Genomic DNA, 15,702 nt, shown 5'->3' with positions numbered 1-15,702 from the left:
CAATATGAAATTCGGCTTTGATGTAGATGATACCTTGATCAATTTGCGTGAATATGCATTTCACTATTATAATAGACAACTTGGACAGGAAGTGGAGATCGATGTATTCCATTCCCTTGACCGTCTTGAAATCCATGAAGCATTTGGCATGACTGATAAAGAGGGAAAAGAAATGTGGAACCGGTCACTGGATTATATTTATTACACGGATTGTCCTGCCTATCCAGGCGCAGTGGAGGTATTGCAGCAGCTCGCCGCTGAAGGACATGAAATTCACTACATTACTGCACGGCCCGCAAAACACGCCGAGGACACAAAAGACTGGCTGAAAAAACAGGGTTTTCCGCTCCAGGAAGATCAATTCCACTGCGGAATGAAAGATAATGAAAAAGTTCAGGTGATCGAGACACTCGGCCTCGATTATTATTTTGATGATAAGCCCGCAGTGCTTGAAACCTTGGCGGACGAAGGCCTGAATGTATTTGTCAAAGACCAGTCCTATAACCGGCACATGAACCTGCCCCGATTCAGTGACTGGGCCGAGTTGCATGAGCAGCTCAGGAAAGAGATGAACTGATACAGAAAATCCGTGATGGCTGATCAACAGCCGGTTTTCTGTGTCGCCCCATTTTTTAAAGCGCTTTTGGGCACCGTCGAAAACAATAATGTCCTCAACCTGAAAACCGGCCGAAAATTTCGGGGCCGGTTTTTTCTATATTATGAGCAGCAGAACTTTCTGCTTAATCCACTTTATCCTCTTCGCTTAAAGGACAATAGCCGAATGCTTCGTCAAGGCTGTCGAAGCGACCGATTCTGTGGACTTTGCCTTCTCTTATTTCCATGAATGTATAAACTGTGACGTGGCCGCTTTCATGCTCCCAGGTGGCTTCCTGTTCACATATCACACAATCCCCTTTCGCATAATGGGATTTCGTAGCAAGCCTGATGTCGGAATTCCGGATCCATTCGGCAAGTGTCTCATGTCCTTCAGATGCCCCAAGGGGCCCCAACAATTCAATGTTGTGGTCTGAAATCTCCAGCACCGCGCCTACATCTTTTGCATTCACCTTTTCTGTCCATTTCTCTGCCGTTTCGATTGTGCCTGTCATCCATCCCACTCCTTTTTCGAGTCCGATTTTTAAAATCAGTCAAAATGAAAAGCATTTGTTTATTCATTTCCCTATGCGCTGTCCGCTAAAACTCCTCCACAGAAAAAGCGGAAATGAATATCCTATATTGAAAGTGATTGGTGATATGGAGCAAAACAGCGCAGACGCCCAGGAGAGCAGGCGGATGCCGACGAAGTGCAGGATCCACTCGGGCGAAGTGCAACGAGACCGAGTTAGCTCAGCGCGAGCCAAGAGTTGGCCGTAGCCTGCAAGGCCGGCTCTTTGCGACGAAGCTAGCGCAGCGATGCAGGAGCACGGGTTTTGGCAAGCGGAGCTGTTTTGCGGAATATCGATTGCATACTTTTCTTTCTCAACCAACAGAAAAAGCTGCCGGGTTTCCCCGGCAGCTTTTGTTTTTCAATTCTATTCAGTAATTGGCATTTTTGATCCTTTTGAAAGTGGTGACAAACTTATTTGGATCGCTGTGTACGTTGTACGTAACGACTCCTCTATGTGTATGCAGATAAAGCAGATTGGCATTATCCGAAAATGATTTATAGGAAATATCCCAGACATTCGTCAGGCTCAACGTGGCAGTGGAAGAAACAAGCACATCTTCATACAGGTGAAGATCATACTCGCTTTTGGTAATTTTCATCTCTCCCGCCTCAATGGAACGTTCCGTATTGACGTAAGTGATGGCAGACAATAAATTCGATTGTTCCATTTTTCCGGAAGCCTCCCCATACTCTTTTATGCAGTTTACCCCATCCCCAGCTACTGGGGCAACCAACTCGGGCTATTAAAAGCCGATGGACGGGAGGTTAAAGAAAATGATACAATTTTCACACAAAAGTTCTGGATAAGGAGGCGATATTGAATGGACAGCTGGTTCGGCATATCATCGGAAGAGTATTTCGTCCCCTTTTCGACAAGCCATATCATTGTGCTGACTGTGGCGGTCCTGGGCATTATTCTGCTGCTCCTTTTCAGGGAACGGCTGAGGAAGGAATCCCGTTCTTTTCAAATCATGCGCTGGATTTTCTTTTCGGTGTTGGTGCTCTGCGAGACTTCTTATCAATATTGGGCTTTTTCAAACGGTATCTGGTCTTTCTCGCGACATGTGCCGCTCCATTTATGCGGGATCGCTTCCTTAATTGCCATGATCGGTCTACTGACCTTGCGGAAAATTTGGGTACAGATTTCTTTTTTCATCGGCATCGTTCCTTCGTTTCTCGCTTTGGTCACCCCCGACATGCCTTATGATTATCACCATTACCGGTTTTGGGTGTTTTTCATCCTTCATATGACCATTCCCTGGGCCTCCCTGTTCGCGGCCCTTTCCAAACCTGACATCATCAGCCTGCGTTCTGTTTTCAAAGTGTTCGGCCTGCTGGTCGCCTATGCAGTCGTCATCGGATTCGCAGTAAACCCTTTGACCGGCTCCAATTATTTGTATCTGTCAGGGTTGCCGACCGCTGATACGCTTCTAAGATTCTTCGGAGATGGGGTCTGGTATTACCTGAACTTAGGAATCACAGCTCTGGTCATATTTCTGTTGCAATTTTTCCTGTGGAAGCAATTTATCATAAAAAAACAAAAAAGGCTGCCGTAACGGCAGTCTTTTTTTAGCTTGTCGAGAAAGATGTAATGACAACCGCTATTCCGCAAAACAGCCCCCAAAAACCTGCCGACGCCCGGAGTGAAATGACTGAAGCAACCTTATTTTCTCGGCACTCCGAATCAAGTAACATTATTCAGCGTCAAAGTATTCATTGGTCAAATCGCCGTTGACGCCGATGCCGGCCGCACTGCCTTCACCTGCTGCAATGATCAGCTGGGACGGCACAATCAACGAGGCATCTCCTGCTGCATAAACATTCCAGACATTGGTCCGGCCGTAATCATCGGTCAGAATCCCCCCGTGTTCGTTCGTTTTACAGCCAAGCTCCTTGGCAAAAGGAGTGGAATGGCTCCATGTCGGTGTCGTAAAGCCGCCCGTGCGGTCTATCAGTGTGCCATCTTCGAGCCTGACGCTGCGTAATTGTCCACCTTCGCCTTCCAAGCCGTCAATCATTTCTTCGTGAACGCGGATCCCTTTGGCTTGCAGCTTCGCTTTTTCATCTTCTTCCAGCCTGCCGACGCCATTTGTAAAAACTGCCAGATCTTTGCTCCACGTATAAACTTTCTTCGCGAGATCGTAAACCATCTTATCAGCGATGATTGCCAACGGCTGATTCTGAAGCTCCCAGCCATCGCAATATGGGCAGCTGAACAAACTGGTTCCGTAAAATTTTTCGATGTCCGGTATATTCGGCAGCTCTTCCTTCAAACCGGCGGCAATGATGACTTTAATACTGTGGAAAGTCTCGCCATCTTCGGTATCCAACTGGTAATGGGTTTCCGTAATGCGTTTGATGCTGATAACCCGCTTCTTTTGTATCTGGACACAATCGTAGGCCGCAACATCTTCCCGGCCAAGCCTTTTCAATTCTTCCGGCTGAATGCCGTCTCTCGTCAAAAAACCATGCGCTTCTCTCGTCACCAGATTCCGCCCATGGTCATCATCGAACAGCAGCGTATTTCTTTTTGAACGGCCCAGTACGAGTGCAGCACTCAACCCCGCTGGTCCGCCACCAATAATGGCACAATCATGTATCAAGCTTTCCACCTCTTCCCCTTAGGCTATTGCCCTGTTTTTTCCCTTATCATGCATTCCATAAACTCCCTCCCGGAAAATCAAAAAACCGACTCCCGCCAAACGGGGAGTCGGTTTCCGATTATTTTAACGGCGTTAAAATGCCTGTCAGTGTTTTGATGAAAAGCTCATTTTCTTCTTCTGTGCCTATCGTGACCCGGATGTGCTCAGGCAACCCCCAGGTTTTTCCGTAGCGCACAATGATTCCGTGTGCCATCAGCTGCCCGTAGACGTCTTCGCCATCAGGGCCGACCTGCACAAGGATAAAGTTAGCGGTTGTTTCTGTATAAGCCAGGCCCAACTTTTCAAAGCTGGTATACAGGAAATCGCGTCCTTTCAGATTGGCATTGAATGATGCTTCGACATGATCGGTATCGGTGATGGCCGCCGCTGCCGCAATTTGGGCCAGCGTATTGACGTTGAACGGTTCTTTCACTTTCAGGATGGAGGTGATGATTTCTTCCGAGGCGATGCCGAAGCCGACCCGTACGCCCGCAATTCCATAAATCTTGGAGAACGTCTGCAACGCAATCACCGGGTGGCCTGCAGCAACAAACTCAAGTCCATCCGTGTAATCCTCTTCATCTGCAAATTGGCTGTAGGCGCCGTCAAAGACCACCAGTACATCTGTCAGCTTTTCCACTAATTCCTCCATCTGCCCTCTGGAGATATACGTCCCGGTGGGGTTGTTGGGTGAACAGATGTAGATGATTTTGGTCTTATCCGTTACAGCGTCGACTAATTTGTCGATATTGTACTCGAACCCTTCGTCAAAAGACACAGGGGTGACCACAGCTCCCATGATGTGGGCGCCGAAATCGTATTCACTGAATGACGGTGACGGAACAATGATTTCGTCTCCCTGCTCAAGGAATGCTTCCGAGATAAGGGTAATCAGTTCGTCCGCACCATTTGTGGTGATGACCTGCTGCTTGCCCACGCCGTATTTTTCGGCGATCGCCTGTCTCAGCACACTGGCGTCTGCATCGGGATAGCGGTTCAGGTCCGCGAGGCTTGCCTGGATGGCTTGGACTGCCTTGGGAGACGGACCAAGTGGATTTTCATTGGACGCCATTTTAATAACGCGTTCGAGCCCCAATTCTTTTTGAACTTCCCATATCGGCTTTCCCGGGGAGTATGGTTGGATAATATCAAGGGTTTTACGTGTTTTGATGTTGCTGATATTCGGCATGCAAATTCCTCCATGATTGTATTGGGTGGTAATAAAAATAATTAGTTAATCATACCATCTTTTCGGGAGTTCGATAATAAACAAGTATTTGTAACCTTCCCACAAGTATGGTTTACTTTAACGAGAACCATTCGAAGAGGAGAATCGCACGATGAAAAAGATAATATTAATGGTTTTCCCCCTTGCCGCGCTGCTTTTTCTGGGGGCCTGCTCGGAGGGCGAGCAAGCGGAAAACACTGAAAAAGCCGAAGTGACGGCCGACTCCGATGCCGCCGCTGAACCCGTCATCGACACACCGGATACGGATCTTGAGCTGCCGGCCGCAGACGCAGTGGTTGTAGTGGTCAACGGTGAAGAGATCAATGGCACAGTCTACAACAGCGTAGCACGCCAATTGGAAAGCTCGTTGGCTACACAGGGCAAGAAAGCTTCGGATCCGAAAGTGGCCGAACAAGTGAAAGAACAAGCCGTTGCTGTAATCATAGGCAACAAACTGATTATCCAGGACGCTGTTGAAAAAGGGCATGAAGTGGATGCGGAAGTTTTGGAGCAGCGCTTTGAAGACATGAAAAATCAATTCGAAAATGAAGAGCAGATGAATGCCACTCTCGAAAGAACCGGTTTCACTCTGGAAGACATGAAGCTCCAGCTCCGGGATAAATTGATCTATGAAAGCTATCTTGCAGAAGAGATTGAAGGCGCTGAAGTGACAGAAGAAGCACTTGAAGCGGCCTATCAGGGTTATGTAGACTCCGCCGAAGGTGAAACACCGGAATTTGAAGAAATGAAACCGATGATCCGCCAATCATTGGAAGAGCAGAATGAAAAACAGGCTGTATACGACCGCATTGAAGAATTAAAAGAAGCGGCCGATATCGAAGTGAAAATTTAAACAACATGAGAAAACCTCCAACCTTTACGGGTTGGAGGTTTTTTTGTCCAGACTCCAACGGCCAGCCCCTCCGACTTAAGCTGTCCTTACTGTGCGGCAAAGAGCGCCGCTTCGGAAGTTCACTTTAAGCCTGTTGGCGCTGTACGGGCGCATGCACTTTTCTTACAACTGCAGTTTGTCGCGGCAATACGCCTGTACTTCTGCTTCTTCATCATCTTCCAGTGCGAATTCCATCGCTTTTCCGGTTTGCTTGTCCATGAAATTATAATGGGCGATACGGGCTCCATTTTCGTCGGCAGCCATGATCACACGCAGGTCCAGGCCAGCTTCCGTATAAAGTTCGTCTTCTTCATCCACTTCAACCGTCAATAAGAATTCATAACGGTCACTTTCCATTATGCCCGTTGGATCATTAATTTTGTGAAATGTAAAATCTGTAATTTCCATATGGTCCACCTCCGTCTTGTCTCTATTCTAGCTTGTTCTTGCCGGTTTTAAAAGCTTTAACGGCAAATGCCTTACAGGAAAATGGTGTATATGCTGATATATTGTTTATCCGCTGAAAGTTAGGGAATAATAATAAGATATTGATAATTATGAGGAGTGGATTTTAAATGAACGTATTAGTTATTGGAGCAAATGGACAAGTCGGAAGAAACATTGTAAAAGAACTGGCTGACACAAACCACAATGCTGTTGCGATGGTTCGAAAAGAGGAACAAAAAGAGAAGATGCAGGAGCTTGGAGCGGCCAAGGTTGTACTGGGCGATCTCGAAGGAGATTTCAGTGAAGCCTTCGAAGATGTCGATGCAGTCATTTTCGCCGCCGGATCCGGACCGAAAACCGGAGCAGAAAAAACATTGACAATCGATTTATGGGGCTCGGTGAAAGCCGCCAAGTACGCGGAAGACAAAGGCGTGAAGCGATTTGTGCAACTCGGATCTGTGGGATCGGACAATCCCGATGCCGGCGGCGAAGAGATGAAACCTTACCTCGTTGCAAAACGGACAGCCGATGAAATTCTGCAGGCGACAAAGCTCGACTATACCATCGTCCGCCCCGGCGCTTTATCTGATGAAGAAAAAACAGGAAAAGTCGAAGTTTCGGCAGAAGGATTCAAATCGATGGAAGGCCGTTCAATTCCCCGCGCGGATGTTGCTCATGTCCTTGTGGATGTCCTGGAAAGACAGAACACTTACGGCAAGGTATTTGAAATATTGCAAGGTGAAGAAGACGCTGAAACACAATTGGAGTCTGTTTAATATAACAGCTGGAGAGCGGATGGATTTCCGCTCTCTTTTATGTTAAAATGAGCATTACGATAATAGAGGACGTGATAAGCATGATTAATATTCAACCACCAAAAGCGGATGTGACGATTACACAGCGCAAACAGGAAATTACAGGCGACGAAGCGGTGATCAAGCCGATGTACGGTTTTATCGACCTGCATGAGATTCCACGCGACAAGGGCGGCATTATCCAATTCTTTAACCACAGCGGCGAGTTGCTGTTTGTCGGCAAAGCCCGCAAACTGCGCCAGCGTGTGAAAAAGCATTTCGAGGACAATGTCTCACCACTGAAAAATCACCGTGATGAAGTTCACCACATCACCATTTCCATCGTCGAAGATCCGATGGAGCGTGAAATTTACGAAACATACCTGATCAACACGCAAAAAGCGAAATACAATGTAGATAAAGTCTTTTATCAGGAATAAAGAAAAGCGACGGCACCCGTTTAGTTGGGTCGCCGGAGTCTGGACAAAGCAAAACGGGCACCCAATGGGTGTCCGTTTTTTGTTTTCTATAATATACAACTCACCTGTAATTACTCAACCAGCCGCTTCTCAAAGTAATGCTGGCTGTGGCCTGCGGGATGGTCTGTCAGCACTCCGAATTCACTGAATCCCTGTTTCCGGTAGAATCCCGGCGCCTGAAAGCTGAACGTGTCCACCGTTATCAGCCTGCATCCCAATTCACGCGCATACTCTTCCATCCTCGCCATCAATTGAGCGGCGATTCCACTTCCCTGCTGAGCCGGGTCGACCCACAAAAAATCGATGTGCATATGCTGCCAGAAATAAGTCCCCGTGATGCCCCCGACGATCTCTCCGTTTTCATCTCTTGCCATGAAACTGGTATTGCCGTATGGGCTCCCTTGCTGCTCCGGCAGGCTGTTTCTGTTATGCTCGATAACTTTCCGGCGAATAAAATCGCGGTCTTCCTGAACTTCCTGACGTATAATTTCCATCATGAATTTCCCCCTTACTTCTATTTTTCCATTTCCCACCCCAATCTTCTCATTTTTCATGTTTTAATTCACTCCAAAAACGGGAATAGCCCTACTAATAACTAGAATTTTTGGAGGAGCTAATATGACAGCATTTACAAAATCTTCCCCGTCGGCCAAATGTAAGAGTGAATACGATTCTTTACGCAGAGTTCTGCTGTGCCCGCCGGAATTTATGGAAATCAGAGATGTCATCAATGACGTCCAGAAGAAATATGAAGATGAAAATATTGATGCCGAAAAAGCGATGCAGCAGCATAAAGAATTTCTCCGGGCATTGCAACGTGAAGGTGTCGAAACCGATTTACTGGAACCTTCCAAAGATTTTCCGGAGCAAGTCTTCACCCGGGACATCGGTTTTACAGTCGGCGAGACCGTCTACATTGCCGAAATGGCTGCAGAAATCCGAAAGGGCGAAGAAGGCGTCCTGCAGAAATGGCTTAAAAACAATCAATTCAAGTCGGAAACCCTTGGCGGAAACCGTGTTGAAGGTGGAGATGTCCTCCTCGATGGGGAAACGATTTATGTCGGAATCAGCAGCCGCACCAGCAAAAATGCAATAGACGAATTGCAAAAAAAGATTCCTGATTCCAAAGTCATCCCGATATCGTTTGACGAAAAGTATCTTCATTTGGATTGTGTCTTCAATATACTTTCGCCGACAGAAGCATTGATTTTTGAAGAAGCCTTGGACAAAGAAACGATTGATATGCTTTCCAGGCGATATACACTCATCCCTGTCGATGCCAAAGAACAATTTGCGCTCGGCACCAACGTTCTTTCGATTGGCGGACGCCGGGTCTTCAGCCAGCCTCAGAATGTAAAAGTGAATGCCCTTCTGAGAGCCAATGATTTCCGGGTCATCGAAGTGGATTTCTCTGAGATCATTAAATCTGGCGGTGCATTCCGCTGTGTTACCCTTCCATTAATAAGGGAAGAATGATAAAAAGAGCACAAGTCACCGCTTGTGCTCTTTTTATATACTGAAATCGCCAACCCAAAAATAAAAAATCTAATTTTTCTGTCATTCATGGCAAATATACGGTATAACAGTAGATAAGGTAACCAATAAACAGAAAAATGAAAAGGGAGGATTTAAAATGATCAGCAGAAAAACTTCATTTATCTCGTTATTTTTCATGTTTCCGCTCCTTCTGGCAGGCTGTGCAGGAGAAAGCACAGAAACCGGCACTACAGAGACGGAAAATGGATCCGAAGATCAAACGCAAATCAGTTTTATCCATTGGCGCGGAGAAGATAAAGAGGTTTTCAATGACATCATCGCCCAATTCGAAGATGAGTTTCCTGAAATCAGTGTTGAGATGAATATCTACCCATCAGAACAATACCAGGCCACAGGCCAACGGATGCTGACTGATGGATCAACCGGCGATGTCTTCACTTCCTTCCCAGGAGCACAATTCGAAGCAATCGCGAACGCCGGATTTTTTGAAGACCTCAGCGGAGAGGACTTCGTCGATAATTTTGATGAAAGTTTAATTACTGTGGGCGAAAAGGACGGTCAGCAATTGGCGCTTCCTTATCAATTGGTATTCAATATGCCGGTCTACAATAAAGGCATGTTCGATGAACTTGGCCTGGAAGTCCCTAAAAGCTGGACTGAATTCCAGGAGATGGCCGATACATTGCTGGAAAATGACATCACGCCCATCGCTTTCCCGGGAGCCGATATCGGGCCCAACCAATTTATGAACAGCATGATGATGAACAATGCACCCGATGAGGACATTTTCGAAAAATTGCAGAACGGCGAAGAATCCCTGACCAACGAATGGTGGGTAAAAACGCTGGAAGATTTCCAGCTTCTTGAGCAAAACGGCTATATTCAGCCTGATGCCCTCGGAACCAGCCAGGATTCAGCCATGGCGATGGTGGCCAATGAGGAAGCGGCCATGCTTGCCACAGGCTCGTATCACATGGCATCGCTGCTCGATTTAAATCCTGATTTGGAACTCGACTTGATGGCTCCGATTACAGTAGAAGAAAGTGAAGCACAATATGAAGGCATCAATACCGCCACTTTCATGTTGGCAGTCAACAGCAAATCCGAAAAGAAAGAAGAAGCGAAAGAATTTATCCGTTTTCTCAGCAAACCTGAAATCGCTTCGCAATATGCCAATGAAACCGGACAGCACTTGACGGTAAACGGCGTAGAATACGAATCTGAAGTGTTGCAGAATACCGCCTATTGGATCGATGAAAGAAAAACCAGATTCCAACCCCGGTTCCTTATTACGAATGCCCAGATTGAAGCGGCCGTCCTGAGTTCGATTGAAAATGTCCTGGGAGGCGCTGAACCGATGGAAGCGGCGGAAGAAGCACAGCAGATAGTCGATGAAAACAGGGAATAATGAATGAAAATTTCAAAGACGATCTACCTGTTCTTTATACCGGGGCTCTTTCTTTACAGCATCTTTTTCCTGTACCCGACTGTCAGTGCCTTGTTCTATTCCTTCACTGATTGGGATGGCCTGAGCGATACTTTCCAATTCATCGGAACCCAAAATTATGAACGGGCGCTGACCGGCGATTCGGTTTTCCGCAAGACTGTCGGCAACAATATGAAATTCATGCTCACAGTTGTCATTTTCCAAACCTTGGCGGCACTCGCATTCGCCCTGATTGTTCTGAAAAATACGAAAGCCAATTTGTTTCTGCGGGCGCTGTATTTCTTTCCGACGATTCTTTCGTCGGTTTCTGTCGCCTTTATCTGGTCATTTATCTACGATCCATCTTTAGGGATCCTGAATCAGATACTGGAATTGCTGCGGCTCGATTTTCTGCAGCAGAATTGGCTTGGCAATTCTGATATTGCCATCTATTCCCTGGCCATCACTCAAGTTTGGTTCCATGCAGGGCAGATGCTGATCATTTTTGTTGCCGGTCTTCAGGCAATTCCCGAGGATCTGTATGAAGTGGCGAAAATTGAAGGAGCCAGCAAATGGCAGACTTTCTCCAAAGTCACCTGGCCACTGCTTGCTCCTTCCGCCACTATCGTCATCGCGTATACGACGATCCAGTCATTCAAAGCGTTTGACCTGGTTTTTGCCATGACGGGCGGCGGTCCGAACAATTCGACAGAAATTATTGCCACTTATATTTTTGATGTTGCCTTCAGAAGTTACAATTTCGGCTATGCCAGTTCCATTTCAGTTCTTTTCATGATCATCATCGCAACCATCACTTTCCTGCAATTCAAAGCATTGCGTTCGGACAGGATTTCTTATTAGAAGGAGGGGATTTTTTGCTGTTCCGAAAATTTTCCTTGGCAGTCTATGCTTTATTGATTTTAATACCGCTGCTGATGGTTGTTCTAACTTCCCTCAAAACGCTGCAGGAAACTTTTCGGGATCCTCTTGGGCTTCCTGCAGACGGTTTCAAGTGGAGCAATTACAGCGCAATTTTCCAGGAGCAGACAATGGCGGGGTATTTCATGAACAGCACCATTGTCACTTTGTTCTCCGTCGCATTGACATTGTTTTTCGCCTCCATGATTGCTTATGGCATCAGCCGTTTGAACAATTGGATCGGCAACCTCCTGTTCGCCCTGTTTACATTGGGCATGATGGTGCCTGCTCAGGTTAATATGGTCCCCCTGTATTCGTTGATGCTGGATTTGAATTTGACGAACAGCCTGCTTGGCCTGATTCTGGTCAATATCGCTGTTACCCTGCCCATCGCCGTCTTTATCCTGACGGGTTTCATGAAAACTTTGCCGAAGGAATTATTCGAAGCGTCGACGATAGACGGAGCCGGGAATTGGCAGATGTATACGAAAATCGCCCTTCCGCTTTCTCTGCCTTCCCTATCCGCGACAGCCATCTTCCTTTTTGTCATGCACTGGAATGATCTGCTTTATCCGCTGCTTTTCATCACGGATAATGCATACAAAACCCTGCCTCTTGCCTTGCTCGATTTTCAGGGCCAATATTCGACCAATTACCCGATGCTGTTTACCGGCGTTATCATCGCATCGGCTCCGATGGTCATTGCCTACGTTTTCCTGCAGCGCTTCTTCGTGGCCGGCATGACCGCTGGCGCGTTGAAAGGATAAAGTTTTATGCAAAAATAAAAAAACCGGTGGCTTGCCTGTTTATCGGCTTGCCACCCGTTTTTTGTTTAATGCCAAAGCATGGGCTTGTCCACCATAAATCACAGCATCAACAATAAAAGCACAATGTAAATCCACAGCGACCGTGCCAATTTTGCGGTCAGCGCATTTTGGTCGGCAGCCGGCTCTTCGAATTTTCTCAGCACCGGAGAAAATGCCCGGGCCAGGAAAAACACGGACAAAAACATCACCGCAAGCGTCAAGACAATCCAGGGAGTATCCCATCTCCATGGCCCCTGCCAGATAAGAAGGATGCCGGTCCCCACCAACACGTGACCCGCATGCATCACCAGCCGTGTAGCAGATCGGAATTTGGCAAGCAGGACTTGCAGAGAATGTACGTCTGCAGCTCAGAGCCATTTTAACCAGGCAGATGAAAAGGATTCAGGCCCCTGCAGGGCGAATACATCCTTGTAGAGATTATAAATGCGTTGAAGGAGGTTTCATCCATGTTCATCCGCCAGCCATTCGATAAGTTCCTCGAAATGGAATACGAACGAACCACCGAAAATAGTGTCAAGGTAACATTGCCGATCAAAGAATTGTATATCGACAGTGCCGGGCTTATCCATGGCGGTATCATTTCCACGCTGGCCGAAGTCGCTTTGTGCAATACAGTCGCTCCCGATGAACAAGGCAGGCAGCAGGCCGTGACTGTGGATTTGAATGTGACTTTTTTGAAAAGCAGCAATGCCGCTGTCTTGACTGCCCGTGCATTCGCAGTCAAAGAAGGGCGCAACCTGGTTCATGCCGATTGCCTGATATACGATGACGAAGATCATGTCATCACCAAAGCGAAAGCGGTTCTCTTCAATACATAATATAGAGGATCTCAAAATGCCTCGTTTATATCTACAAAAAAAGACCACTTCAATGTGGTCTTTGGAGTTCATACTGTTAAACTTCCAGTTGCTGTTTTACTCTGCAAAGAAATGGCGGCCGATTTGTGTCAGGACCGTCCTGGAGAAAATCCATTCGTCGCTGACACCATCCGGGTTATAGTAGAAGACCGCTCCCATGGTCGGGTCCGCATCATCCACCATCGCTTCTTTCACCGCATCGTATGCGCTTTTGGTCGGGGTCAGCAAATATTGGTCATCAATTACCGCTGTAAATGCGTTGCGCTGAAAAATGACTTCTTCGATGCTGTCCGGAAAACCTGAAGATTCAATCCGGTTCAATATGACGGCTGCCACACCCACTTTGCCGATGAAACTTTCCCCTCGGGCTTCCCCATGGACAATCTTCGCCATCATTTCCACATTTTCAAGCTTGACCATGGTGTCGGGACCGACAATGCCGGTTGGAGGCAATCCATAATCTTCTTGAAATCGGGTTACTGCGTTGCTCGTAATGACATTGAAGTATCCTGTCATGTCTTCATCGTAATATCCCATCCGGGCCAGTTGCTTCTGGATTTCATCCCCATTCTCCACTCCTGGTCCGGAAATTCTGTGTTGAGCCGCGTTGGCTTCACTCAGAGGAAGACATAAAAAAATCACGGCCAAAACCGCTCCACCAAATATATTTTGATTAAGTATACTCATAATTCCTCTCCATTCTAAAAAAATTTTCCTTATTTTAAAATACACTCGGAAAATTTTGCTTACTAAATAGAAATTCCCTATGAGAAAAGATCTAAACATTTTATTTTTATTTCAAAGGAAATTCTTTTTATCGTTCTTCAGGTTCATAAAGCAGTGTTTTTATATTATCTCACTTCAATTCGTAATGCAATTGAGCAAACTCTCCGCACCTTTTAACGTCCTTAAGTTTGTATTCTGTGGTGAGAACGGACTTCTGAAACAGCGGGATTCCTGTGCCGATGGTTACCGGAGCGATGGAAATGATAAACTCATCGATGAGGCCGGCCTCCAAAAAACCTGCCAACAACGTTGACCCGCCAACCACCCATATGTTTTTACCGGGAACGTCTTTCAGTTTTTCCGCAAATGCCGGTATCGCCATATCAATGAATTCGACATCCCCGGCCTCGGAAGCAGGAATGGTTCGGGAAAAAACATACGATTTGAGATCTTTATATGGGTATTCGCCCTTTTCCATCTCCATCACCCAGTCATATGTTCTGCGTCCCATAACTACGGTATCAATTGTCTCCATGAATTCCGAATACCCGGCATCGCCGTCCCCGTCTACTTTGAAAAGCCAATCCAGGGAATCATCTTCTGTTGCAATATAACCGTCCAGACTTTCCGCGATATAGCAGACGATTCTTCTTTTGTCAGCCATTTATCCGTACCTCCTGCCTTTGAAAGCTTCCAGGTCGACGCAAGCCCTAAAACGCCCGCAGGCTTTTTATCTGTCCTTATCCAAGTCTTCCAGTTCCCGATGTGTTTGGGGAAAGGCGTTCGCCTGCCACTCGGAACGATGGGCCGAATCCAATTGGGTGAGGCCTTTTTCGGCATGATCGTATTGGGCATTGACGCTTTCTTCCCGATCAACCGATACGCTGTTGCGCATGTCATTGTCTTCATATACCCAAACCCGTTTTCCGTTATTTTTTCTGAGCGAGTTGAACAGTACTATGCTCCCGGCAAAAGCTGTTCCGGCAAAAACCAGCTTATTTATATTTTTCCTTACCATTTCAATCCCTCCACATCTATACTTGCGCTGTGTAATGTATTTCCCCCTTTTCCGGAATATTAACCATTCCGGTTTTAGGGCATTCCCCTTAGACTAAGTTTGCCGTCTTTGATAACATGGGGATAAATTCCTGTACGAGGAGGCTTATTCAATGAAAAAAATCGTCATTCTATCGGATACACACATTCCCGCCCGGGCAAGACATCTTCCGAAAATCTTATTGAATGCCTGCGAGGAGGCTGACCTGATCATCCATGCCGGAGACTGGCAGACACTGGAGGTCTTTTACGAACTCTCGGCCTATGCTGAAACTGTCGGTGTAGCGGGAAATGTCGATCCTTGGGAAATCGTTGACCGGTTTGGCAAAAAGAAAATCCTTACAGTGGAAAACTTGAGAATCGGAATCATCCATGGAGATGGCCTGAGGAAAACCACTGAACAACGAGCCATGGAAGCTTTTGAACATGATGAAGTTGACCTGATCATCTTCGGCCATTCCCATACCCCTTTAAAGAAAGAAACCGGTGGAGTGACCCTTTTCAACCCCGGTTCCCCCACAGATAAGCGAATGCAGCAACAATATTCCTTCGGCATTCTGGAGGTCGGGGAAGAATGGACTGTGAAACACATCCACTTTGACAAGGAAATCTAAACCCCAATCGAGTAGGAGGGAGCGATTAACTCCCGACCTCTCACACCACCGTACGTACCGTTCGGTATACGGCGGTTCAATTAAGATGCATAACGCAAAGTTTCATAACGTGCTACCAGACTTTTGAGCCC

At 46.7% G+C, this 15,702-nt stretch carries 21 protein-coding genes; 11 read left to right on the top strand and 10 right to left on the bottom strand.

Annotated elements, in window-relative coordinates:
* The first annotated feature begins 4 nt into the window (after positions 1 to 4).
* Positions 5 to 577, top strand: a complete 573-nt coding sequence (locus tag DIJ65_RS04815; RefSeq protein ID WP_117301688.1) for a 5' nucleotidase, NT5C type — start codon at positions 5 to 7, stop codon at positions 575 to 577.
* A gap of 163 nt (positions 578 to 740) precedes the next feature.
* Here the strand turns inward: DIJ65_RS04815 and DIJ65_RS04810 are convergent, their stop codons facing one another.
* Both DIJ65_RS04810 and DIJ65_RS04805 read right to left on the bottom strand, forming a co-directional pair.
* On the bottom strand, positions 741 to 1,109 hold the full coding sequence (locus DIJ65_RS04810; protein ID WP_117301690.1) for a nuclear transport factor 2 family protein: 369 nt from the start codon (positions 1,107 to 1,109) through the stop codon (positions 741 to 743).
* A gap of 427 nt (positions 1,110 to 1,536) precedes the next feature.
* Positions 1,537 to 1,836 (bottom strand): hypothetical protein, encoded by a 300-nt coding sequence (locus DIJ65_RS04805; RefSeq protein ID WP_117301692.1) that lies wholly within the window; start codon positions 1,834 to 1,836, stop codon positions 1,537 to 1,539.
* A 153-nt stretch (positions 1,837 to 1,989) separates the two neighbouring features.
* On the opposite strand from DIJ65_RS04805, the gene DIJ65_RS04800 reads away from it, so the two are divergent.
* Positions 1,990 to 2,724 carry a YwaF family protein gene (locus DIJ65_RS04800; protein WP_117301693.1) on the top strand — a complete coding sequence of 245 codons (735 nt, stop codon included), beginning with the start codon at positions 1,990 to 1,992 and terminating at the stop codon, positions 2,722 to 2,724.
* A 138-nt stretch (positions 2,725 to 2,862) separates the two neighbouring features.
* On the opposite strand, the gene DIJ65_RS04795 is transcribed toward DIJ65_RS04800, so the two are convergent.
* Positions 2,863 to 3,780: an NAD(P)/FAD-dependent oxidoreductase gene (locus DIJ65_RS04795; protein ID WP_391527595.1), complete on the bottom strand. Its 918-nt coding sequence runs from the start codon at positions 3,778 to 3,780 to the stop codon at positions 2,863 to 2,865.
* Positions 3,781 to 3,889: 109 nt separating this feature from the next.
* Positions 3,890 to 4,999 (bottom strand): histidinol-phosphate transaminase, encoded by a 1,110-nt coding sequence (gene hisC / locus DIJ65_RS04790; RefSeq protein WP_117301696.1) that lies wholly within the window; start codon positions 4,997 to 4,999, stop codon positions 3,890 to 3,892.
* A gap of 151 nt (positions 5,000 to 5,150) precedes the next feature.
* On the opposite strand from hisC, the gene DIJ65_RS04785 reads away from it, so the two are divergent.
* Positions 5,151 to 5,891, top strand: coding sequence for a SurA N-terminal domain-containing protein (locus DIJ65_RS04785; RefSeq protein ID WP_117301698.1), 741 nt, complete (start codon positions 5,151 to 5,153; stop codon positions 5,889 to 5,891).
* 162 nt (positions 5,892 to 6,053) lie between these two features.
* Here DIJ65_RS04785 and DIJ65_RS04780 read toward each other — a convergent pair whose 3' ends face one another.
* Positions 6,054 to 6,338, bottom strand: a complete 285-nt coding sequence (locus DIJ65_RS04780; protein WP_117301699.1) for a DUF6509 family protein — start codon at positions 6,336 to 6,338, stop codon at positions 6,054 to 6,056.
* A gap of 167 nt (positions 6,339 to 6,505) precedes the next feature.
* On the opposite strand from DIJ65_RS04780, the gene DIJ65_RS04775 reads away from it, so the two are divergent.
* On the top strand, positions 6,506 to 7,153 hold the full coding sequence (locus tag DIJ65_RS04775) for an SDR family oxidoreductase (protein WP_117301701.1): 648 nt from the start codon (positions 6,506 to 6,508) through the stop codon (positions 7,151 to 7,153).
* An 80-nt stretch (positions 7,154 to 7,233) separates the two neighbouring features.
* Positions 7,234 to 7,611 carry a nucleotide excision repair endonuclease gene (locus DIJ65_RS04770; protein ID WP_117301703.1) on the top strand — a complete coding sequence of 126 codons (378 nt, stop codon included), beginning with the start codon at positions 7,234 to 7,236 and terminating at the stop codon, positions 7,609 to 7,611.
* Between the two features lie 110 nt (positions 7,612 to 7,721).
* Here DIJ65_RS04770 and DIJ65_RS04765 read toward each other — a convergent pair whose 3' ends face one another.
* Entirely contained in the window at positions 7,722 to 8,144 is a 423-nt protein-coding gene (locus DIJ65_RS04765; RefSeq protein WP_117301727.1) for a GNAT family N-acetyltransferase, read from the bottom strand.
* A gap of 124 nt (positions 8,145 to 8,268) precedes the next feature.
* Here DIJ65_RS04765 and DIJ65_RS04760 point away from each other — a divergent pair, with 124 nt between their 5' ends.
* The 4 genes from DIJ65_RS04760 to DIJ65_RS04745 all read left to right on the top strand — a co-directional run bounded on the left by DIJ65_RS04760 (position 8,269) and on the right by DIJ65_RS04745 (position 12,258).
* Entirely contained in the window at positions 8,269 to 9,126 is an 858-nt protein-coding gene (locus tag DIJ65_RS04760) for a dimethylarginine dimethylaminohydrolase family protein (protein ID WP_117301705.1), read from the top strand.
* Between the two features lie 157 nt (positions 9,127 to 9,283).
* Positions 9,284 to 10,555 (top strand): ABC transporter substrate-binding protein, encoded by a 1,272-nt coding sequence (locus tag DIJ65_RS04755; RefSeq protein WP_230321374.1) that lies wholly within the window; start codon positions 9,284 to 9,286, stop codon positions 10,553 to 10,555.
* Between the two features lie 3 nt (positions 10,556 to 10,558).
* Complete coding sequence (locus DIJ65_RS04750; RefSeq protein WP_117301706.1) at positions 10,559 to 11,434, top strand: carbohydrate ABC transporter permease; 876 nt, start codon at positions 10,559 to 10,561, stop codon at positions 11,432 to 11,434.
* Positions 11,435 to 11,448: 14 nt separating this feature from the next.
* Positions 11,449 to 12,258, top strand: a complete 810-nt coding sequence (locus tag DIJ65_RS04745; RefSeq protein WP_230321376.1) for a carbohydrate ABC transporter permease — start codon at positions 11,449 to 11,451, stop codon at positions 12,256 to 12,258.
* Positions 12,259 to 12,356: 98 nt separating this feature from the next.
* On the opposite strand, the gene DIJ65_RS16645 is transcribed toward DIJ65_RS04745, so the two are convergent.
* On the bottom strand, positions 12,357 to 12,581 hold the full coding sequence (locus DIJ65_RS16645) for a hypothetical protein (protein WP_313903007.1): 225 nt from the start codon (positions 12,579 to 12,581) through the stop codon (positions 12,357 to 12,359).
* A 183-nt stretch (positions 12,582 to 12,764) separates the two neighbouring features.
* Between DIJ65_RS16645 and DIJ65_RS04735 the strand changes: the two genes are divergently transcribed.
* Positions 12,765 to 13,136, top strand: a complete 372-nt coding sequence (locus DIJ65_RS04735) for a PaaI family thioesterase (protein WP_117301708.1) — start codon at positions 12,765 to 12,767, stop codon at positions 13,134 to 13,136.
* Between the two features lie 96 nt (positions 13,137 to 13,232).
* On the opposite strand, the gene DIJ65_RS04730 is transcribed toward DIJ65_RS04735, so the two are convergent.
* The 3 genes from DIJ65_RS04730 to DIJ65_RS04720 all read right to left on the bottom strand — a co-directional run bounded on the left by DIJ65_RS04730 (position 13,233) and on the right by DIJ65_RS04720 (position 14,919).
* Complete coding sequence (locus DIJ65_RS04730) at positions 13,233 to 13,862, bottom strand: cell wall hydrolase (protein ID WP_185959490.1); 630 nt, start codon at positions 13,860 to 13,862, stop codon at positions 13,233 to 13,235.
* Positions 13,863 to 14,031: 169 nt separating this feature from the next.
* Complete coding sequence (locus tag DIJ65_RS04725) at positions 14,032 to 14,565, bottom strand: dihydrofolate reductase family protein (protein ID WP_117301712.1); 534 nt, start codon at positions 14,563 to 14,565, stop codon at positions 14,032 to 14,034.
* Between the two features lie 66 nt (positions 14,566 to 14,631).
* Positions 14,632 to 14,919, bottom strand: coding sequence for a hypothetical protein (locus DIJ65_RS04720; RefSeq protein WP_117301714.1), 288 nt, complete (start codon positions 14,917 to 14,919; stop codon positions 14,632 to 14,634).
* A gap of 151 nt (positions 14,920 to 15,070) precedes the next feature.
* On the opposite strand from DIJ65_RS04720, the gene DIJ65_RS04715 reads away from it, so the two are divergent.
* Positions 15,071 to 15,571 (top strand): metallophosphoesterase family protein, encoded by a 501-nt coding sequence (locus DIJ65_RS04715; protein ID WP_117301716.1) that lies wholly within the window; start codon positions 15,071 to 15,073, stop codon positions 15,569 to 15,571.
* The last annotated feature ends 131 nt before the right edge of the window (positions 15,572 to 15,702 follow it).

The organism is Planococcus salinarum, from assembly GCF_007004625.1.
GTDB lineage: Bacteria > Bacillota > Bacilli > Bacillales_A > Planococcaceae > Planococcus > Planococcus salinarum.
Note: the sequence above shows the minus strand (reverse complement) of the source record. Positions and strands in the feature narration are given on the sequence as shown.

Bases quoted from the DNA above. Each gene is read 5' to 3' on its own strand.
- DIJ65_RS04760 (WP_117301705.1), top strand. From the start codon at position 8,269: ATGACAGCATTTACAAAATCTTCCCCGTCGGCCAAATGTAAGAGTGAA.
- DIJ65_RS04805 (WP_117301692.1), bottom strand. From the start codon at position 1,836: ATGGAACAATCGAATTTATTGTCTGCCATCACTTACGTCAATACGGAA.
- DIJ65_RS04810 (WP_117301690.1), bottom strand. From the start codon at position 1,109: ATGACAGGCACAATCGAAACGGCAGAGAAATGGACAGAAAAGGTGAAT.
- DIJ65_RS04725 (WP_117301712.1), bottom strand. From the start codon at position 14,565: ATGGCTGACAAAAGAAGAATCGTCTGCTATATCGCGGAAAGTCTGGAC.
- DIJ65_RS04730 (WP_185959490.1), bottom strand. From the start codon at position 13,862: ATGAGTATACTTAATCAAAATATATTTGGTGGAGCGGTTTTGGCCGTG.
- DIJ65_RS04755 (WP_230321374.1), top strand. From the start codon at position 9,284: ATGATCAGCAGAAAAACTTCATTTATCTCGTTATTTTTCATGTTTCCG.
- DIJ65_RS04715 (WP_117301716.1), top strand. From the start codon at position 15,071: ATGAAAAAAATCGTCATTCTATCGGATACACACATTCCCGCCCGGGCA.
- hisC (WP_117301696.1), bottom strand. From the start codon at position 4,999: ATGCCGAATATCAGCAACATCAAAACACGTAAAACCCTTGATATTATC.
- DIJ65_RS04800 (WP_117301693.1), top strand. From the start codon at position 1,990: ATGGACAGCTGGTTCGGCATATCATCGGAAGAGTATTTCGTCCCCTTT.
- DIJ65_RS04770 (WP_117301703.1), top strand. From the start codon at position 7,234: ATGATTAATATTCAACCACCAAAAGCGGATGTGACGATTACACAGCGC.
- DIJ65_RS04735 (WP_117301708.1), top strand. From the start codon at position 12,765: ATGTTCATCCGCCAGCCATTCGATAAGTTCCTCGAAATGGAATACGAA.
- DIJ65_RS04720 (WP_117301714.1), bottom strand. From the start codon at position 14,919: ATGGTAAGGAAAAATATAAATAAGCTGGTTTTTGCCGGAACAGCTTTT.
- DIJ65_RS04750 (WP_117301706.1), top strand. From the start codon at position 10,559: ATGAAAATTTCAAAGACGATCTACCTGTTCTTTATACCGGGGCTCTTT.
- DIJ65_RS04815 (WP_117301688.1), top strand. From the start codon at position 5: ATGAAATTCGGCTTTGATGTAGATGATACCTTGATCAATTTGCGTGAA.
- DIJ65_RS04785 (WP_117301698.1), top strand. From the start codon at position 5,151: ATGAAAAAGATAATATTAATGGTTTTCCCCCTTGCCGCGCTGCTTTTT.
- DIJ65_RS04780 (WP_117301699.1), bottom strand. From the start codon at position 6,338: ATGGAAATTACAGATTTTACATTTCACAAAATTAATGATCCAACGGGC.
- DIJ65_RS04765 (WP_117301727.1), bottom strand. From the start codon at position 8,144: ATGGAAATTATACGTCAGGAAGTTCAGGAAGACCGCGATTTTATTCGC.
- DIJ65_RS04775 (WP_117301701.1), top strand. From the start codon at position 6,506: ATGAACGTATTAGTTATTGGAGCAAATGGACAAGTCGGAAGAAACATT.